Below are 18403 nucleotides of genomic sequence, written 5' to 3'. Positions count from 1 at the left end.
CAACAAAGTGGCGCTGCAATAAAAAGGCCAGGTGACTTGCACCTGGCCGCCAAGATGTCGCTTCAATATTTCTTGGCCATTACCAGCCGGTAATCTCCTTGAGCGCGCTGCCGATGTCTGCCAGTGAACGGACTGTGCGCACGCCCGCCTCTTCCAGCGCTGCAAACTTCTCGGCTGCGGTACCCTTGCCTCCGGCAATGATGGCGCCAGCATGCCCCATGCGTTTTCCAGCCGGCGCAGTGACCCCGGCGATATAGGAAACCACGGGCTTGGTGACATTCGCCTTGATGAAGGCCGCTGCCTCCTCCTCCGCCGTGCCGCCGATCTCGCCGATCATCACAATCGCTTCGGTCTGGGGATCTGCCTCAAATTCACGCAGTATGTCGATGAAATTCGAGCCTGGGATCGGGTCGCCACCGATACCGACGCAGGTTGATTGACCAAATCCCGCGTCGGTTGTCTGCTTGACCGCCTCGTACGTCAAGGTCCCAGAGCGCGATACAATCCCGACCCTGCCAGGGAGGTGAATATGGCCTGGCATGATGCCAATCTTGCATTCTCCTGGCGTGATCACGCCTGGGCAATTTGGTCCTATCATGCGGACGCCGGTTTGCTCGAGGCGGCATTTGACCTGCAGCATGTCCAGCGTCGGAATGCCTTCGGTGATACAGACGATCAGTTCAATACCGGCATCGATCGCCTCGAGAATGGCATCCTTACAGAACGGCGCCGGGACATAGATGACCGAAGCCGTGGCACCAGTGGCCTCGACCGCATCACGCACCGTGTTGAACACCGGCAGCCCCAGATGTTCACTCCCTCCTTTACCCGGTGAAACCCCGCCAACCATACGTGTGCCATAGGCAATGGCCTGCTCGGAGTGGAACGTACCTTGTGCACCGGTAAATCCCTGGCAGATAACCTTGGTATCCTTGTTAATCAGAATGCTCATGCCTTGGCCTCCGCTGCCTTGACTACCTGAACGGCCGCATCAGTCAGACTCTTGGCGGCAATGATGTTCAATCCGCTCTGAGCCAGGCGTTCTGCCCCCAACTCGGCATTGTTACCTTCCAACCGCACCACAACAGGCACCTTGACTCCCACTTCAGACACGGCGCCGATGATGCCGTCGGCAATCAAGTCACAACGCACTATGCCACCGAAGATATTCACCAGCACCGCTTGCACCTTGTCATCGGAGAGGATGATCTTGAATGCCTCTGTCACCCGTTCCTTGGTTGCCCCCCCACCAACATCCAGGAAGTTAGCTGGCAGGCCCCCGTGATGCTTGATGATGTCCATGGTTCCCATGGCCAGCCCAGCACCATTTACCATGCAACCAATGTTGCCATCCAGGGCAACGTAATTCAGCTCCCACTGGGCAGCATGAGCTTCGCGTTCATCTTCCTGAGTGATGTCGTGCATCTGGCGCAATTTCGGCTGACGATACAAGGCATTGGAATCGATATTGATCTTGCCATCCAGACAGAGCAAGTCGCCATTGCCGGTGATCACCAGCGGGTTGATCTCGAGCAGTGACAAATCGTGGGCCACAAACATCTTGCCTAGGCCAAGAAAGATGTTGGTAAATTGCTTGAGTTGGTTGGCATCCAGGCCGAGCTTGAAGCCGAGCTCACGCGCCTGATAGGGCTGCGGACCGGTCAGCGGATCCAGCACGGCTTTATGAATCTTTTCCGGTGAGTCATGGGCAACTTTTTCTATCTCCATGCCTCCCTCGGTGGATGCCATGAAGACCACGCGACGTGATGAGCGGTCAACGACTGCGCCCAAATAGAGCTCCTTGGCGATGTCGGTGCAGGTTTCCACCAGGATCTTGTTGACCGGTTGCCCCGCCGCATCGGTCTGGTAAGTAACCAGCCGTTTCCCCAACCAGGCCTCGGCAAATGCCCGGACCTCGTCCTTGCTTTTGGCGACCTTGACGCCACCTGCTTTGCCGCGACCACCAGCATGCACCTGGCATTTCACGACCCACTTATCCTGCCCCAGAGCGGTCGCCGCATCGACGGCCTCTTGAGCACTCTCACACGCCATACCGGCAGGCACCGGCAATCCATATTCGGCAAATAACTGTTTTGCCTGGTATTCATGCAAATTCATGACACGCTTCCCTGTTGTAAAGAGTCCGGCGCGCGAGGCGCCGGCACAGAACGAGATCAGATGTCCAGCAGCAGGCGGGTTGGATCCTCAAGCAGCTCCTTGACGGTAACAAGGAAACCAACTGAATCCCTTCCATCGATAATGCGGTGATCATAAGACAACGCCAGATACATCATCGGCAGTATCACTACCTCTCCTTGCACCGCCATTGGCCGGTCCTGGATTTTATGCATTCCCAGAATGGCACTCTGCGGAGGATTAATGATCGGCGTCGACATCAGGGACCCGAACACCCCACCGTTTGTAATCGTAAAATTGCCGCCCGACAGATCGTCGACCGTCAACTTACCATCCCGCGCCTTGTCCGCCAATGACTTGATACCATGTTCAATACCCGCCAATGACATGCTGTCACAATCGCGGAGGACCGGCGTCACCAAACCCCGCTCGGTTGAAACCGCAATGCTGATATCAAAATAGTTGTGGTAAACGATGTCGCTGCCATCAATCGAAGCATTGATGATCGGATACCGCTTCAGTGCCTCTGTCACGGCGCGCACGTAAAACGACATGAAGCCCAGTTTGATGTTGTGCCGTGCTTCAAAACGCTCCTGGTAGCCCTTGCGAATATCCATGATGGGCTTCATGTTGACTTCGTTGAACGTCGTCAACATCGCAGTGGTGTTTTTGGCATCCAGCAGGCGTTCTGCGACACGTTGGCGCAAGCGGGTCATCGGGACGCGCTTCTCCTCTCGCAAACTTGACGTCGTCTGCGTCTCACCGACCGGTTCCACCTTGATCGCCGGCTGTGGCGGTAAGACCTTGGATTCAACGGGCACCGGCGCCGCCAGCGCCGCCAAGTGGCGTTCAACATCCTCCTTCGTCACGCGTCCACCCTTGCCGCTGCCGCTAATGCCGGCAGGCGTCAGTCCCTTTTCGGCCAGCAGGCGACGCACAGATGGAGTGATGATATCGGCATCAGAGGTATCCACGGTTGCAGGTTCTGACGCCATGCCCACCACAGAGCCCGCAGCCAACAGACCCAGCACCTGACGCGAGGTAACTGTGCTGCCCCGCTCAAACTGGATGGACTGCAATACGCCCTCTTCCGGGGCCGGCACTTCAAGCACTATCTTGTCGGTTTCGATTTCCACCAGCAACTCGCCGGCCTTGACTCGCTCACCGGGTTGCTTGTGCCAGTTGCCTACGGTGGCATCGGCGACAGATTCAGGCAAATCGGGAACTCGGATCTCAACTGTCATGTTTCTCATCCTTGGTCAAAATCAGGACTGGCCCAGCGCATCTTCGACCAGCGCTTTTTGTTGTTTCAAGTGCAACGAAATATAGCCTACAGCAGGAGAGGCTGACGCCGGACGACCGGCATAGAACAGTCGCGCCCCCTCCGGCATCACCTCGCGAAAATGGTGCTGACTACAGTACCAGGCGCCTTGATTCTGAGGTTCCTCCTGACACCAGACAAACTCGCGGACATGGGGATAGGGTGCCAGCACTTCGGCCAGCTCAGCATGAGGGAACGGATAGAGTTGTTCGATCCGTACAATCACCACCTGCTTCAGATCTCCCTTTCGCCGCGCGTCGAGCAAATCATAATAGACCTTGCCAGCACACAGGACGACCCGCGTCACAGCAGCAGGATCATGCGTGTCCTGTTCTGGAATCACGTTCATGAAGTGCCCGTCAGCCAGCTCGTCTAACGAGGAGACAGCCAACGGATGGCGCAGCAACGATTTGGGTGTGAACACGATCAACGGGCGACGTAACGGACGCACCATCTGCCGCCGCAACATGTGGAACACCTGAGCGGGCGTTGTCGGCACACAAATCTGCATATTATGCTGTGCGCACAGTTGCAGGTAGCGTTCAGGGCGAGCCGATGAATGCTCTGGTCCCTGCCCTTCATAGCCATGCGGTAACAACAGAGTCAAACCGCACAGGCGCCCCCATTTCTGCTCGCCAGAAGAGACAAACTGATCGATCACCACCTGAGCCCCGTTGGCAAAATCGCCAAACTGGGCTTCCCATATCGTCAGCCCTGAGGGCGCGGCGGTGGCATAACCATACTCGAATGCCAATACGGCCTCTTCGGACAATGCCGAGTCGTAGACCTCAAAACCCTGTCCATTTGGTAATAGGGCTTCCAACGGGACGTGCCGCTGACCATCCTTCTGGTTAAACACCACGGCATGCCGATGGAAGAAGGTTCCGCGCCCGGAGTCCTGCCCGGTCAGACGCACCCGATAACCGGCAGAGACCAGGCTGGCATAGGCGAGATTCTCCGCAAACCCCCAGTCCACCAATTTCTCACCACGGCTCATCAGCAGGCGATCGTCATACACTTTTTGCACCTGACGCTGCAGCTCAAACTCCTGCGGATAGCGACAAATGGCCTCACCCAATGCCTGCAACTGCTGGCGTGAGCAGCGAGAGTCATAGCCAATATCCCAGTCATGACCCAGATAGGGCGTCCAGTTTTGCTGGTACTGCTGCCCCATAGGACGCCATTCCGGTACGACGCAGTCCCCCTTGTCGAGCGCGTTGCGGTAATCATTGACCAGTTGCTCGACCTCGGCATCCGTCACGACGCCACAGTAAGCAAGCCGTTCGCCATAGAGCTGGCGCGTGGTCGGATGTTGCTTAATTTTCTGGTACATCAAGGGTTGGGTGGCACTCGGCTCATCTGCTTCGTTGTGACCATTGCGGCGATAACAAACCAGATCGATAACCACATCACGGTGGAACGTATTGCGATACTCCAACGCCAGCTTGGTGACAAACAGCACAGCGTCGGGATCGTCGCCATTGACATGGAAAATCGGTGCCCCAACCATTTTGGCGACATCCGTACAATAGAGTGTCGAACGGGTGTCCTGCGGATTGGATGTCGTGAAGCCGATCTGGTTGTTGATGACAATTCGTACCGTCCCCCCAACCGAGAAGGCCCGGGTTTGCGACAGATTGAACGTTTCGGCGACCACACCCTGCCCCGCCATCGCCGAATCGCCATGGATGGTGATTGGCAACACCTTGATCCCGCTTGGGTCTTTCAGACGATCAAGGCGAGCTCTGACTGACCCCATTACCACAGGATTGACGATTTCAAGGTGCGAGGGATTAAATGCCAACGCCAGGTGAATATGGCCACTGTTCGTCGCAAAGTCCGATGAAAAACCCATGTGATATTTAACATCACCCGTGCCCCACGACTCGCCATGTTTACCTGCAAACTCATCAAACAACTCCTGCGGGCGCTTGCCAAGAACATTGATCAGCATATTCAGGCGGCCGCGGTGTGCCATCCCCATGACGGCTTCTTCCGTACCGGCCCGGGACGCTTCGCGAAACAGCGCCTTGACCATAGGCACCAGCATGTCACCCCCCTCCAGCGAGAAGCGCTTTGCTCCCGGAAATTTGGCACCGAGGTAACGCTCGAGCCCTTCCGCCGCAGTCAGGTCACACAACACTTGCCGGCGCTCTTGGGCATCGAGATTGGGGTGCCCTTCCGCAGCTTCAAGGCGCGCCTGGATCCAGCGTTTCTCCTCAATCGAGTTCATGTGCATATATTCAGCACCGATGGTCGCACAATAAGTCTTCTGCAGTGAGCTCAGCAGATCGCGCAGACTCATCATCGGCAGGCCCCCTTGATAGGAGCCAACATTGAAACGGGTATCCAGATCCCCCTCGCTGAGCTCATAAAACGCCGGGCTTAACTCGAGGACTTCATCGCGTTGCCATAACCCCAACGGATCAAGTTTGGCCACCTGATGGCCGTAACTACGGTATGCATTGATCAACTGCAGGACGCGGATTTGGCGAATGTCCGTCTTGACTTCAACCATTGACTGACGGGCATGTCCGTCCATGGCAACGCGACGGAAGTAATCCTGCACGGCACTATGAACTGTTTCGGCCTCGCCGCCATTCATGTCCGAGAAGCAACGTTGCCATTCGTCGCTGACAGACGATGGATTCCGTAAATAGGATTCGTAGAGGTCTTCGATATAGGTTGCATTCGCACCGGCCAGATGGGATGAGTCAATCCAGGCGGTCATGTGACTTTCATGCATGGTGATCCCTTAAACACAGATACTGCTGTGCAGCGTCGCTCGGGTCATTTGCAGCGAACCATTCCCGACCCTTGGAAGGAATGGAATGACAAAATTGATCGATTTTTCATCAAAAAAGGACCAAGTTGCCGAATTGAGCTTTCATCATCAAAGGCACATCTGCGGGGAGCGAAATAATCCTTAAAAAAGGTAGGATTATCAATAGGTACAGATTAAATGCCCCTCTACCACTTCGTTATGCACGGTCGGCAAATATTTCAAAAAAAACATAGAAAAAGCGCATTTAAATTAAATTAAACGGGATAATTTAGAACTTCTACCTGCATAATTGTTTTAAACCACTATTTCTTAACGCGACCGACATTTACCCAGAACATGCTTACGAGTATATCCAGCCCCCTGCTTTTATTACAAACCCATAACATTCATTGAACATCAATTATTCAATCCAGATCCCAGTCTTTGATGCCATATTGACCAAGCAGGGATGGTTAAATTGACAAGCCCCCCTCTTCTGATACAAATACTCCACATCTGGGCCCTGCTTTATACTCATTTTGATACCTGTTTGGGCATGACTGGAACAGGGCCCGCCGCAATTTGAAGCAAAGGAGACGCGCTATGGCTGACAAGAAGGTAGCCACACTACATATACCGGGCCGTGACCCGATCGAGTTACCGATACTGGCCGGAACCGAAGGCCCAGAGGTCATCGACGTCCGGGCTCTGGCAGCCCATGGCTTTTTCACCTTTGACCCCGGGTTCCTCTCCACGGCATCCTGCGAATCCAAGATCACCTATATCGACGGTGATGAGGGGATCCTGTTGCATCGCGGCTACCCCATTGCCGAGCTGGCCATCGAGACGGACTACCTGCAGGTGTGTTATCTGTTGCTCTCCGGTGAATTGCCAACCCAGGAGCAATACCAACAGTTTCGAGCCCACGTGACACGTCACACCATGGTTCACGAACAGATGACATCGCTGTTCAAGGCCTTCCGCCGTGACTCGCATCCGATGGCCGTCATGTGTGGTGTCGCCGGCGCCCTGTCCGCGTTCTACCACGACTCACTGGATATCAATAATCCCAAACACCGCGAAATTGCCGCGTTCCGTCTGATTTCCAAAATGCCAACCCTGGCGGCAATGTCCTACAAGTACTCCATCGGCCAGCCATTCATGTATCCGCGTAATGATTTGAGCTATGCCGGTAACTTCCTGCATATGATGTTTGCCGTACCCTGCGAGGAGTACAAGGTCAACCCGGTGATCGAGCGCGCCATGGATCGGATCTTCATCCTGCACGCCGATCACGAGCAGAATGCATCGACATCCAGCATGCGTATGGCCGGCTCTTCAGGAGCTAACCCCTTCGCCTGTATTGCAGCTGGTATTGCGTCATTGTGGGGACCGGCACATGGTGGCGCCAATGAAGCCTGCCTGAAAATGCTTGAGGAGATCGGCTCTGTCGATCGCATTCCGCACTTTATCGCACGTGCCAAGGATAAGAATGACCCATTCCGTCTGATGGGATTCGGTCACCGCGTGTACAAAAATTACGATCCCCGGGCTACCGTAATGCGCGACACCTGTCACGAAGTCCTGCACGAGCTCAATGTCTCCGATCACCCCTTGCTCGACGTCGCCATGGAGCTGGAGCGCATCGCGCTGTCTGACCCGTATTTCGTCGAAAAGAAACTCTATCCGAACGTCGATTTTTACTCCGGCATCATTCTCAAGGCCATCGGTATTCCAACCTCGATGTTTACGGTCATCTTCGCACTGTCGCGGACAATTGGCTGGATATCGCACTGGCTGGAAATGCAATCCGACCCTGCCAGCCGCATCAGCCGTCCACGCCAGCTCTATACCGGCGCACCGACTCGTCATGTGACACCGTTTGAACAACGGTAACAGCGATGCCTCGCAACCACAGGGCAACCATCAGGTTGCCCTGTGTCTTATTACAGCATCTACGCCTCGACCAGTGTCTTCATCAACTGCAGCATCAGGTAACGGGATCCCAGATAGCAGGGTGTGCGCTGATGCAGTGTTCGCGGTTGCAACTGCAGCAAGGGCGTTGAACCATCCGTCGCCAGCCCGCCGGCCTGCTCCATCAAGAATGCTAACGGATTGGCTTCATAGAGCAGGCGTAATTTGCCATCTGGCAAGTTTGTTCCTGGCGGATAAAGGTAGATCCCGCCTTTGATCAAATTGCGGTGAAAATCCGCAACCAGAGAACCGATGTAGCGCGAGCTATAGGGACGTCCTTGCTCTGGACTATCCTCTTGGCAGTGCTTGATAAAGCGTTTCACCCCTGTCGGAAAGTCTTGATAGTTACCTTCATTAATCGAATAGATGCGACCCCGTTCGGGAATGCGCATATTAGGATGGGACAGGAAAAAGCTCCCCAGCGAAGGATCGAGCGTAAATCCATTGACCCCCTGCCCGGTCGAATACACCAGCATGGTCGAAGAGCCATAAATGATATATCCAGCCGCAACCTGCTTGCATCCGGGCTGCAGGAAGTCCTCCAGCTGAGCCGGACCATCTAGCGGACTCACGCGACGGTAGATCGAAAAAATGGTCCCGATAGAGATGTTGACATCGATATTTGAGGAGCCATCCAGAGGGTCGATCAGGACCACGTACTTTCCGGGACGCGTGTTGACCGGAGAAAAGGAGACAAAGCCTTCTTCCTCCTCCGAGGCCAGACCACAGACTTCCCCACGCGCAGCCAGCGCCTCCTTGAAGCGCTCGTTGGCAAACCAGTCGAGCTTCTGCTGTTCTTCCCCCTGCACATTGAGTTGCTCCATGCTTCCGAGCACGTCACTAATGCCCGCGCGATTAATCTCGCGGTTCACCACGCGTGCGGCGCGCTGCAACGAAGAAAGCAGGGTACTGAGCTCGCCTGTCGCATCAGGGAAAGCGGATTGCTGGCGGATGATGAATTCACCCAAGGTTGTTCCGGCTACACACTCCATTGTTTATCTCCCCGTCAATGAAATCGCTTTCAAGGTAAGGAGTGTCAACATGACAAAACAAGAAGAATCGTTTCAGCTTGACTGTTATAGCGATACTGCTCACAAAAAAGGCGACTTGCGCCGCCTGTAAATTATCCGTTGACCAAGGCCGAGCGCACCCGTTGCAGATCCTCAGGGGTATCTACCCCCGCCTCCGGGCATTCAGCCGCCATGGCCACATGAATGCGCTCGCCATGCCATAGCACGCGCAACTGCTCCAGGGCCTCGATCTGCTCCAACTGGCTCGCCCCCCAGGCGACATAGCGCTGGATAAAGCCGGCCCGGTAAGCATAGATACCTATGTGACGGGCATGAGGATGCAACACTTGCCGCGACGCGCTTGCAAAGTTATCTCGCTCCCATGGGATGGGTGCGCGACTGAAGTAGAGCGCATAACCCTGAGCATCCATGACCACCTTGACAGCATTGGGGTTGAACAGCTCTTCCGCGCTCATCGGCACCGCCAGAGTAGCCATCGGGGCAGTGGACGCCGCCAGGTTATCCGCAACCTGTCGAATGATGGCAGGCGGGATAAGAGGCTCATCGCCCTGCACATTGACAATAATCGTATCGGCAGCAAAATCGTAATGCTGACAGACCTCTGCCAGCCGTTCGGTTCCTGATTGATGATGTGCCGAGGTCATGCAGATTTCGACCCCGCTGCAATTCACCGCATCGGCAACACGGCGGTCATCGGTCGCGACTATCACCCGAGCAGCACCGGCCTGTAGGGATCGCTCAGCCACCCATTGAATCATCGGTTTACCATGAATGTCTGCCAGGGGTTTGCCCGGCAATCGCGTCGACTGGTAGCGCGCAGGGATAATGACCACAAAGCTCATGACGGCAGCTCATCACTGTCGAGACGTCGGGCCCGGGTTTCGAGCAACACCGGAATATCCTCATCTACGGGATAGGCCAGTCGGTCCTGACGGCATACCAGCTCGCCCTTCTCCTTGTCATAATTCAGCTTGCCCTTGCACACCGGGCAGGCGACGATTTCCAGTAACTTATGATCGAGGGCCATGCTTTTTTTCCTTCAACAAACGGATGATTTTTTCGAGTAGCGTCGGCGGCAATTGAGCAGATACCGGCAGGTACCACCAATCCTGACGGGTCGTCTGACTACACTTCACCGCATCTTTTTCTGTCATCAGCAACGGTCTGGCAGCAAACTGCTGCTGCAAGGCCTCAAGATCAAATGCCTGATGATCGGCAAATGCCACCGCCTGTCGTAGCCGATAACCTAATGTCTGCAAGGTCGTAAAAAAACGCGGTGGATGACCGATTCCGGCCATGGCATCGACCTCTTCGCCCGGCACCGGAGGCTGCAAATGGGTCGAGGAGCCGACGGGGCGCAACGAATCGGCGATCAATTGCATCGGATACTCCCCAGCCGCCACGACGCCACCATTGCACAAAATGGCATCGACCTGTGCCAAACGCCCGAGCCCTTCACGCAACGGTCCCATAGGGAGCAGATGACCATTTCCAAAACGCCGTTCACCATCGACGACAACCAGCTCGATATCCCGAGCCATCGCATAATGCTGCAAGCCATCGTCGCTGATGACGACATCCACCTCACCGCCGGCCAACAGACAGGCGATCGCCTCGGCGCGACGCGGTGACACCACTACCGGACATCCGCAACGCCTGAAAATCAGTTTGGGCTCATCACCACAGGCACTAGCAGGGGTCATGGCCGTCACCTGTAACGGGTAACGATCGGCCCGACCACCATAACCACGACTGACCACCCCGGGGTGGTAGCCCGCCTGACGCAACACCTCGATCAACCAGATCACGACCGGCGTTTTACCATTACCGCCGACCGAGATATTCCCCACGACAATCACCGGGACGGGGGCTCGATAGACGCGAAGCCACCCAAGGCGATAAGCCAGACGACGAAGCGCGGTGAGCGACCGATAGAGCAATGCCAACGGCCACAGGCCCCACACCAGCCAGTTGGCGCGATACCAGAGTGCCGCCAGGCTCATTGAGCCTCACCGAATTGGGTTTGCCTTAGCAGGGCATAGGCGCCGTTGCGAGCCAGCAACTCGCCATGCGTCCCCTGCTCTATGATGCGCCCTTCATCGACTACCAGAATCAGGTCGGCATTCTCGATCGTTGAAAGTCGATGCGCTATCACCAAGGTCGAACGGTCTCGGGCCAGATTCTCCAGCGCACTCTGGATGTAGCGTTCCGACTCGGTATCCAATGCCGAAGTAGCCTCATCCAGTAACAAAATGGGGGCATCACGCAACAGGGCCCGGGCAATCGCCAGACGCTGACGCTGACCACCGGACAGATTGGAGCCGTTCTCGCCGATCAAGGTGTCATAGCCTTCCGGCATCTTGCGAATAAACTCGTCTGCATTGGCCATCCGCGCCGCTTGCTCGATCTGTTCCCGGCTGTAAACCCCCTCTGCAGCATAGGCAATGTTGTTGGCCACAGTATCGTTAAACAGGTGAACCTGCTGGGAAACCAGGGCGAACTGGCGACGCAGGGCGTGCAGACGGTAGTCGCGAATATCGACGCCATCCAGCAGAATGGCGCCCTGTTCAATATCGTAAAAACGCGTCAACAATGAAGCGATGGTGCTCTTGCCAGAGCCGGAGCGCCCCACCAATGCCACTGTCTGCCCCGGCTCGATGACCAGAGACACATCACGCAATGCCGGCTGTTCCTTGGTTGGGTAGGTGAAGGTCACGTTTTTCAGTTCGACCCGTCCCTGCGCCCGAACCAAATCCCGGGAGCCCGTATCGTTTTCCAGCGGCTGGTCCATCAACTCGAACAGACTCTGACATGCCGCCATGCCACGCTGAAATTGGTTATTTATCTGGGTCAGGCTCTTGAGCGGCTTCATCATCATCATCATCGAGGTGACAATCAGCGTGAAGGTCCCCGCCGTCAGACTCTCGCGGACACCAGGCATAGCCGCGACAAACAGCAGGACGGCTAATGCACTGGAGGCGATGACCTGAACCAGCGGCGAGCCCACAGCATCCACAATCACCATTTTCATATTCTGATGCCGCATGTGATTGCTGACTTTGGCAAAACGATCGGCCTCAACCTGTTGTCCGCCAAACATCAACACCTCGCGATGCCCACGCAACATCTGCTCGGTCGAGGTGGTTAAGCCCCCCATGGCCTGTTGAATCTGTCGACTAACACGCCGAAAGCGCTTGCTGATGATGGAGATCAGCACACCGACGATCGGACCGACCACAAAGAAAATCAGCGACAGCTGCCAGGAGTGATAGATCATCATGCCGAGCAATCCCAGCACAGTCACACCCTCGCGGACCAATGACACCAGCGTCGAACTGGCAGCCGAAGAGACCTGACCGGCATCGTAGGTCACCTTGGAGAGCAAATGACCGGTATTATGCTTGTCGAAAAACGACATCGGCATCCCCATCAGATGGCTGAACACCTGACGCTGTAGCTTCATCACGACATGGGTACCCACCCAACTCATGAAATAATCTGACAAGAAATTGCACAGCCCGCGCACGGTGACGATGCCGATGACGAACCAGGGCATCCACATCAACACCGAGGGATCTTTACCACTGAGGCCATCATCAATCAGCGGCTGGATCGAATAGACAAACGTGGTATCGACAGCACCGTAACCAGCCATGCCGAGGATGGCGAGAACCAAACCGGCTTTTCGATCGCGGACATAGCCCAACAGGCGTTTGAGGATAGGCCAGCTTGAATCAGGGACCGCAGGGGAAGATGAGCGTTGCATTCGGGCTCTCTAAGGGGGACATCAGCGGCCATTCTACCGATTAGTCGCGCCCCAACCAAGCCTCGATGCGGTGGTACCAGGGACCTTGCTCACGCCAAGCCGTCACCGCGACCGATTCATCGCCAAACGTAAACGAAATGGCGCCGGTATCAGCCGTGGTCATCTGGCTGGAAGAAACGCTGTTAAACCGCGCGACAACCTCCGCCCGGGGAAAACCCCAGCGATTGGCATAACCGGCGCTGTGCACGACCCACTGCGGGCGAGTGGCCTGAACCCAGGCCAATGACGAAGAAGAGGCGCTACCATGGTGTGCACTCAGCAGCACTGTGACCGGTGATTGACCGCGGCGTATCAGCTCTGATTCTTGTCGTGCAGGCAAATCCCCGGTCAGCAGGACGGAGAAGCGGCCATCCGTAATCAACAACACACACGAGTGCGCATTTTCCTTACCGGTGACGACCGTCAATGGCCACAACCAGCTTAACGTCAGCTCGCCCCACCGCTCCTTCACACCTGCCAGGCATGTGCGTTGCGCACGGTGCAAGGCGGCAGAAGAGACCAGATGATGAACTGGCCACTGTTGTTCAAGCCAGCGCCATTTCCCGGCATGATCGCGATCGTCATGACTGATGATCAGATAATCGAGCTGTCGAATCCCCTGATACTGCAACATGGGCGACACCACGGATTCGGCCAATGACTGACCACCAGGGAAACGATCGCCGACATCGTAGACTATGCCTCGCGTGCCCTGTTGTATAAGGACAGAGAGTCCCTGTCCGACGTCGAGGACATGCAGCTGCCAGCCAGGCGCAGGCTGGATAAACAGGCACAACTGCGCGAATAGCAAGCAGCACACCAAGCTCCGTCCACCAGGGAAGAACCAGACGATTGGTAGCGCCCACCCCAACCACAAGTGCTGTTGCTGGCGCGCAGACAGAACAAACCAACCATCGAACCGGGACGTCAACCACACCAACCCTGAAATTGCAGGGCTTAATAGCTGATCGCATAGCCAAAAACCGGCATAGGCCAGTGTCGGCCAGACCGGAACCCATAAGGCACTGAAAAAACTCAACGGAATCAGCAGCAGGGTAAAGAACGGAATGGCCAACAAATTGATAGGTAATGCCAGGAGTCCTTGGCCGTCAAACAACGCTATCTGCAGAGGCAACAGGCCATACAGCATTCCAAGCTGCAGTCGCCATAATCCAGGCCGCCGCCACCACAACGACAGCATCAACAGCAAGGCGACGGCCAAAAACGACAACCAGAAACCGCTATTGAACAGGCTCCAGCCACTACCAAGTAACATCAACGCCAGGGTAGACCACCAGATACGCCAATGTGACCAACGACAGGCCAGCAGTCTTAATCCCAACCACAGGCAAAGCATGTAGAAAGCCCGCTGCGTTGGCAGCGATGCGCCGGATAGCAGGACATAGAAACCCGATAGCCCCAGTGCACAGGCCGGCGGTAACCAGCGCGACAGAACGGTGGCTGACAACGGGATAGCCAACAGGCGACCCAGCCCCCACCCTAGCGCAGCCGCCAAGGCGATGTGCATGCCGGAGATGGCAACCAGGTGCACGATGCCGCCATAACGGAACGCTTGCCATGTCGCTGAAGAGATGGCGTGCTGCTCACCAAACACCAAGGCATTCAACACCGCTCCTTGCTCCAGTTTTGCCAGCAGCGGTTCGGCTGTCGCAACCCAGCGGTCACGCCAATGGGGGCCCGCATGCGGCGAACTCAGTTGAGCCAGTTGTACTGTCCCGGTAGCGGTAATGCCTTGGCCCAGCATCCAGCGCTCGCGATCAAAGCCTGCAGGATTAGCAACGGCATGTAGCGGTTTTAATCTGGCGCGCCCCTGAATCTCCTGGCCGGCAAACCAGCGGGTCAGTGACAGCGATGGAGATAAATAGAGTCGCAGCAGGGGGGCTGGCCAGAGGTGCTGTTCATCCAGTTGCCGCAAACGAAATAGAATTCGAGGTCCATATTCGCTTTGTTCGAATTCAACCACCTGGCCGGCTATGGTATGTTCCGAAGCCTTCGACGGCAGTATGGCCAGCCAACTGAGTTGCAGATTGAAAAACAGCAGCATGGCGCTTGCCCCCAGCAGCAAGCCGGCAAGCCCAAGACGTCTCATGCACAGCAGTGGTATGCTGAGACACAGCAGTGGTAGCAACCACCACAAGCCAGGCAACATTGGCCAGAACAGACAACTGGTAGCCCCCGAGGCCACCCCCATCAGACAGCTTGCAAGCTGATCGTGTCGACGAGAGAACAACGTGAAAGAGTTGATGAAACGCTGGATGCCAGACCCGCACAAACTGCGCCACCACAAACACCTGCGCTGTTTTGCCCGCTGGCTGGACCACCCCGGGTTGTGGCACCTTAATCGCCGCTCCGCCGCAGGGGCTATCGCAGTCGGACTCTTCATGGCCTGGATCCCCGTCCCGTTCCAGATGGTTCTGGCTGCCGGCGCGGCCATCATCTGGCGAGTCAATATTCCAATCTCGGTCGCCACGGTCTGGCTGACCAACCCCGTTACCATGCCAGCCCTGTTTTATCTGGCTTACTATGTTGGTCGCCTGCTGCTAGGGCTGCCACCTGTCGAGTTTTCACCTGTTCTGTCATGGAGCTGGCTGACTAGCGTGATGGAAACGATTGGCAAACCATTTTTGCTGGGATGTGTCGTCATGGCGCTCGTCAGCAGCGTGGTTGGGTACCTCTTGGTGCAAGGAGGTTGGCGCTATTCAGTGCGTTTGCGCTATCGTCAGCGGCTACGGCGCCGGGGATTGATGCAACCCTGAACGATCAAACGGCACAATGACATGATTTTGCTAGGCGGAACCGCTCCCCTCGGGTAGAGTGTGGGACGGTTTACATCCCCCGCTCGCACGCTTGTCATGTAGTGAGCCGAGTATTGGTAACAGACATATTACCGGCTCGTTCGCATTCGAGGTCATAACAAGACGATGGATATTCTGATCGCGCTGTTTACCGATTACGGTTATTTCGCCGTGTTTTTCATTCTGCTGATCTGCGGTTTTGGCGTCCCTATCCCGGAGGATATTACGCTGGTGGCTGGCGGCATCATCGCAGGCTTGGGGTTTGCCGACGTGCACTTGATGTTTCTGGTCGGTATGGCTGGCGTACTGATTGGTGATGGCACCATGTTCACCATGGGGCGAATCTTCGGGGAACGAATCCAGCAGTTTCCGTTATTTCGTCGTCTACTCCCCCCCCATCGCTTCGCTCACGTTCAAGAAAAATTTGAGAAATATGGCCACTGGGTATTGTTTATCGCCCGTTTCTTACCCGGTCTGCGCTCACCGATCTTCATTACCGCAGGAATGAGCCGCAGGGTCAGCTACCTGCGATTCTTATTGATGGACGGTTTCGCCGCACTCATTTCCGTTCCGCTATGGGTTTACCTTGGCTATTTCGGTGCTTATAACCGGGATTGGTTGATGAAATGGGTCGAACGCGGTCAAGTCAGCTTGCTAGCTCTTGCTGCAGTGATCATCTTGCTGGTTGGCGGCTATTATCTGCGCCTGTATTTGCGCCGCCGACGAGAAGACAGTACCGAATGAATCAGACGGGGTGGCTTAGCCACCCCTTTTCATTTCTGCGCCTGCCACCAACCCCGACGGGAGCGCGCATTGCGCTGTGCTCGACTATGCTCAAAGCAAATTGGCATCAGCCGTGTTCGGGGGAGTTATGCTTAACAATCAGTCGATTGGCCGAAAACTGGTCATGGGTTTTAGCGGTTGCGTTTTGATCATTGCCGGCCTGGCCTGGTTTGCCAGCAGTCAAATGGGCCGCATTTATGATGTTTCAGAGTCCATTACCAACGATTTGTTACCATCCATGCAGTATGCCGGCTTAATCGAAGAGTCGTTGCTCAATGCACGCCGCGCCGAAATGGGTGCCATCATCGGCTTTCTCGACAACGATGCGGCCGAAGTGCAAAAACAGCTGGACCGGTTTACCGGCAGTAAGACAACGCTGAACAAGGCATTCGACGACTACCAGAACACAGCCCAGATGGATAGCGAAGAACAGCAGCGCTATCAGCAGGCGAAAACACTGACCGAGAGCTATCTGCGCGCCCATGAAAATCTCTCCCAGGCGCTGTTGAACAGGAATGTCGAACAGATCAAACAGCAACGCATTCTGACCCGGGATGCGGTAAACGCCGCCTCCACTGAAGTCGCCAAACTGATCCAGCTCAATGCCGAGGGTGCCAGGATTCTGACCAGGCAGGCCGACGACGTGTTTAATCAAGCCAGCCGGATCAGTGTGGTCATCAGCCTGGTGGCCACCTTGCTGGTGATTGCTGGTGCCTGGTTGCTGATTCGGCAGATCCGCCAGCCATTGCAACGGCTACTGAACGACATTCACCGAGTTGCCAACGGCGATCTAAGCCAGCAAATTGATCTGACCCATTTCCAACGCGATGAGATCGGTGAGCTAGCCGCCGGCTTTGACAAGATGTGCGTTAACTTGCGCATGTTGGTGACGGATGTTCACCACTGCGTCGACCAGCTCTCCTCGGCCACCAACGAGATCAGTGCCTTGGCCACCCAGTCAGCCGGTAACATGCACAGTCAGAAAGATGAGCTGAACATGCTGGCAACGGCAATGAACGAGATGCAGGCTACGGTTCAGGAAATTGCCCGCAATACCAACGACACCGCCAAGGCGTCAGAAGACGCAAGTACCCGTGCCGATCACGGCGCCAGCATGGTGAATAACACCATCAATAGCGTCGATAAGGTGGCCAGCGAGTTGGAGCAGACCGCCAACGTCGTCCATAAACTTGATGCCGACAGCCGCAATATCAGTGTCGTACTGGAAGTCATCCGCGGCATCGCCGATCAAACCAACTTGCTGGCACTCAACGCAGCGATCGAAGCTGCCCGTGCCGGCGAACAGGGCCGTGGTTTTGCCGTCGTCGCCGATGAGGTACGAACCCTCGCCAAACGCACGCAAGACTCCACCGCCGAAATCAACCGCATCATCTCCGAGTTGCAACTGCGTTCCACTCAAGCCGGCGAGAGCATGCAAAAGAGCCAGCAGATGATGAACAGTACCATCGATATCGCCCGTCAGGCCGGCGCCTCTATTTCTGAAATCAGCGGTTCGGCCAGCAGCATCTCGCATATGATGACGCAGGTGGCCACTGCCACCGAACAGCAAGGGTCGGTCTCAGACGAGCTCAATAGCAACATAGTGCGTATCAGTCAGGCATCGGATGAAGTCGCTGCCGGCTCCAAAGAGATGGCTCATGCTTGCGAGGAGCTGAACCAGCTCGCCAGTCACCTGAGTGGTATGGTGACCCGATTTAGAATCTGAGGGCTCGGACACATGTAAAGCGGGCACCTCTTGGGTGCCCGTTTCAT

The 18403-nt window shown here is 55.8% G+C and carries 14 protein-coding genes; 4 read left to right on the top strand and 10 right to left on the bottom strand.

All coding sequences use genetic code 11. The annotated features are described in order from the left end of the window. Window positions 1-79 precede the first annotated feature (79 nt). From sucD to ACFOSS_RS02740, 4 genes are read right to left on the bottom strand one after another with little or no spacing between them, the layout of a single operon-like run. Entirely contained in the window at window positions 80-952 is an 873-nt protein-coding gene (gene sucD / locus ACFOSS_RS02755; protein WP_377150490.1) for a succinate--CoA ligase subunit alpha, read from the bottom strand. Then, complete coding sequence (sucC, locus tag ACFOSS_RS02750; protein ID WP_377150489.1) at window positions 949-2118, bottom strand: ADP-forming succinate--CoA ligase subunit beta; 1170 nt, start codon at window positions 2116-2118, stop codon at window positions 949-951. Before sucC ends, sucD begins: the two co-directional genes overlap by 4 nt. A 56-nt stretch (window positions 2119-2174) precedes the next feature. Beyond that, entirely contained in the window at window positions 2175-3380 is a 1206-nt protein-coding gene (gene odhB, locus ACFOSS_RS02745) for a 2-oxoglutarate dehydrogenase complex dihydrolipoyllysine-residue succinyltransferase (RefSeq protein WP_377150488.1), read from the bottom strand. Window positions 3381-3401: 21 nt separating this feature from the next. Next, window positions 3402-6203 (bottom strand): 2-oxoglutarate dehydrogenase E1 component, encoded by a 2802-nt coding sequence (locus tag ACFOSS_RS02740; protein WP_377150487.1) that lies wholly within the window; start codon window positions 6201-6203, stop codon window positions 3402-3404. A 621-nt stretch (window positions 6204-6824) separates the two neighbouring features. On the opposite strand from ACFOSS_RS02740, the gene gltA reads away from it, so the two are divergent. Continuing rightward, window positions 6825-8117, top strand: a complete 1293-nt coding sequence (gltA, locus tag ACFOSS_RS02735) for a citrate synthase (protein WP_377150486.1) — start codon at window positions 6825-6827, stop codon at window positions 8115-8117. A 59-nt stretch (window positions 8118-8176) separates the two neighbouring features. Here the strand turns inward: gltA and fbp are convergent, their stop codons facing one another. The 6 genes from fbp to ACFOSS_RS02705 all read right to left on the bottom strand — a co-directional run bounded on the left by fbp (window position 8177) and on the right by ACFOSS_RS02705 (window position 15243). Next, a complete protein-coding gene (gene fbp, locus ACFOSS_RS02730; protein WP_377150485.1) occupies window positions 8177-9187 on the bottom strand; it encodes a class 1 fructose-bisphosphatase in 1011 nt (336 codons plus the stop codon). 131 nt (window positions 9188-9318) lie between these two features. Beyond that, the gene (kdsB, locus tag ACFOSS_RS02725) at window positions 9319-10068 is read right to left on the bottom strand and encodes a 3-deoxy-manno-octulosonate cytidylyltransferase (RefSeq protein ID WP_377150484.1); all 750 of its coding nucleotides are present in this window, start codon (window positions 10066-10068) and stop codon (window positions 9319-9321) included. Further along, entirely contained in the window at window positions 10065-10253 is a 189-nt protein-coding gene (locus ACFOSS_RS02720) for a Trm112 family protein (RefSeq protein ID WP_377150483.1), read from the bottom strand. The genes kdsB and ACFOSS_RS02720 overlap by 4 nt, the downstream gene beginning before the upstream one ends. Continuing rightward, window positions 10237-11229, bottom strand: coding sequence for a tetraacyldisaccharide 4'-kinase (gene lpxK / locus ACFOSS_RS02715; RefSeq protein ID WP_377150482.1), 993 nt, complete (start codon window positions 11227-11229; stop codon window positions 10237-10239). Before lpxK ends, ACFOSS_RS02720 begins: the two co-directional genes overlap by 17 nt. Continuing rightward, window positions 11226-12992 (bottom strand): lipid A ABC transporter ATP-binding protein/permease MsbA, encoded by a 1767-nt coding sequence (gene msbA, locus ACFOSS_RS02710; RefSeq protein WP_377150481.1) that lies wholly within the window; start codon window positions 12990-12992, stop codon window positions 11226-11228. The genes lpxK and msbA overlap by 4 nt, the downstream gene beginning before the upstream one ends. Window positions 12993-13032: 40 nt before the next feature. After that, window positions 13033-15243, bottom strand: coding sequence for a DNA internalization-related competence protein ComEC/Rec2 (locus tag ACFOSS_RS02705; protein ID WP_377150480.1), 2211 nt, complete (start codon window positions 15241-15243; stop codon window positions 13033-13035). A gap of 64 nt (window positions 15244-15307) precedes the next feature. Between ACFOSS_RS02705 and ACFOSS_RS02700 the strand changes: the two genes are divergently transcribed. From ACFOSS_RS02700 to ACFOSS_RS02690, 3 genes are all read left to right on the top strand, one after another. Continuing rightward, complete coding sequence (locus tag ACFOSS_RS02700; RefSeq protein ID WP_377150649.1) at window positions 15308-15808, top strand: DUF2062 domain-containing protein; 501 nt, start codon at window positions 15308-15310, stop codon at window positions 15806-15808. A gap of 165 nt (window positions 15809-15973) precedes the next feature. Beyond that, window positions 15974-16591 carry a DedA family protein gene (locus tag ACFOSS_RS02695; RefSeq protein ID WP_377150479.1) on the top strand — a complete coding sequence of 206 codons (618 nt, stop codon included), beginning with the start codon at window positions 15974-15976 and terminating at the stop codon, window positions 16589-16591. Window positions 16592-16718: 127 nt separating this feature from the next. After that, window positions 16719-18356, top strand: a complete 1638-nt coding sequence (locus ACFOSS_RS02690; RefSeq protein ID WP_377150478.1) for a methyl-accepting chemotaxis protein — start codon at window positions 16719-16721, stop codon at window positions 18354-18356. Window positions 18357-18403 lie beyond the last annotated feature (47 nt).

It is taken from the genome of Pseudaeromonas sharmana (genome assembly GCF_042649925.1).
Lineage (GTDB): Bacteria > Pseudomonadota > Gammaproteobacteria > Enterobacterales > Aeromonadaceae > Pseudaeromonas > Pseudaeromonas sharmana.
Note: the sequence above shows the minus strand (reverse complement) of the source record. Positions and strands in the feature narration are given on the sequence as shown.

What these genes read in the sequence shown, in the direction of transcription:
- lpxK (WP_377150482.1), bottom strand. Translation starts at nt 11,229, where the DNA reads ATGAGCCTGGCGGCACTCTGGTATCGCGCCAACTGGCTGGTGTGGGGC.
- sucD (WP_377150490.1), bottom strand. Translation starts at nt 952, where the DNA reads ATGAGCATTCTGATTAACAAGGATACCAAGGTTATCTGCCAGGGATTT.
- fbp (WP_377150485.1), bottom strand. Translation starts at nt 9,187, where the DNA reads ATGGAGTGTGTAGCCGGAACAACCTTGGGTGAATTCATCATCCGCCAG.
- ACFOSS_RS02700 (WP_377150649.1), top strand. Translation starts at nt 15,308, where the DNA reads ATGCCAGACCCGCACAAACTGCGCCACCACAAACACCTGCGCTGTTTT.
- ACFOSS_RS02705 (WP_377150480.1), bottom strand. Translation starts at nt 15,243, where the DNA reads ATGGGGGTGGCCTCGGGGGCTACCAGTTGTCTGTTCTGGCCAATGTTG.
- ACFOSS_RS02740 (WP_377150487.1), bottom strand. Translation starts at nt 6,203, where the DNA reads ATGCATGAAAGTCACATGACCGCCTGGATTGACTCATCCCATCTGGCC.
- odhB (WP_377150488.1), bottom strand. Translation starts at nt 3,380, where the DNA reads ATGACAGTTGAGATCCGAGTTCCCGATTTGCCTGAATCTGTCGCCGAT.
- ACFOSS_RS02690 (WP_377150478.1), top strand. Translation starts at nt 16,719, where the DNA reads ATGCTTAACAATCAGTCGATTGGCCGAAAACTGGTCATGGGTTTTAGC.
- gltA (WP_377150486.1), top strand. Translation starts at nt 6,825, where the DNA reads ATGGCTGACAAGAAGGTAGCCACACTACATATACCGGGCCGTGACCCG.
- ACFOSS_RS02720 (WP_377150483.1), bottom strand. Translation starts at nt 10,253, where the DNA reads ATGGCCCTCGATCATAAGTTACTGGAAATCGTCGCCTGCCCGGTGTGC.
- kdsB (WP_377150484.1), bottom strand. Translation starts at nt 10,068, where the DNA reads ATGAGCTTTGTGGTCATTATCCCTGCGCGCTACCAGTCGACGCGATTG.
- ACFOSS_RS02695 (WP_377150479.1), top strand. Translation starts at nt 15,974, where the DNA reads ATGGATATTCTGATCGCGCTGTTTACCGATTACGGTTATTTCGCCGTG.
- sucC (WP_377150489.1), bottom strand. Translation starts at nt 2,118, where the DNA reads ATGAATTTGCATGAATACCAGGCAAAACAGTTATTTGCCGAATATGGA.
- msbA (WP_377150481.1), bottom strand. Translation starts at nt 12,992, where the DNA reads ATGCAACGCTCATCTTCCCCTGCGGTCCCTGATTCAAGCTGGCCTATC.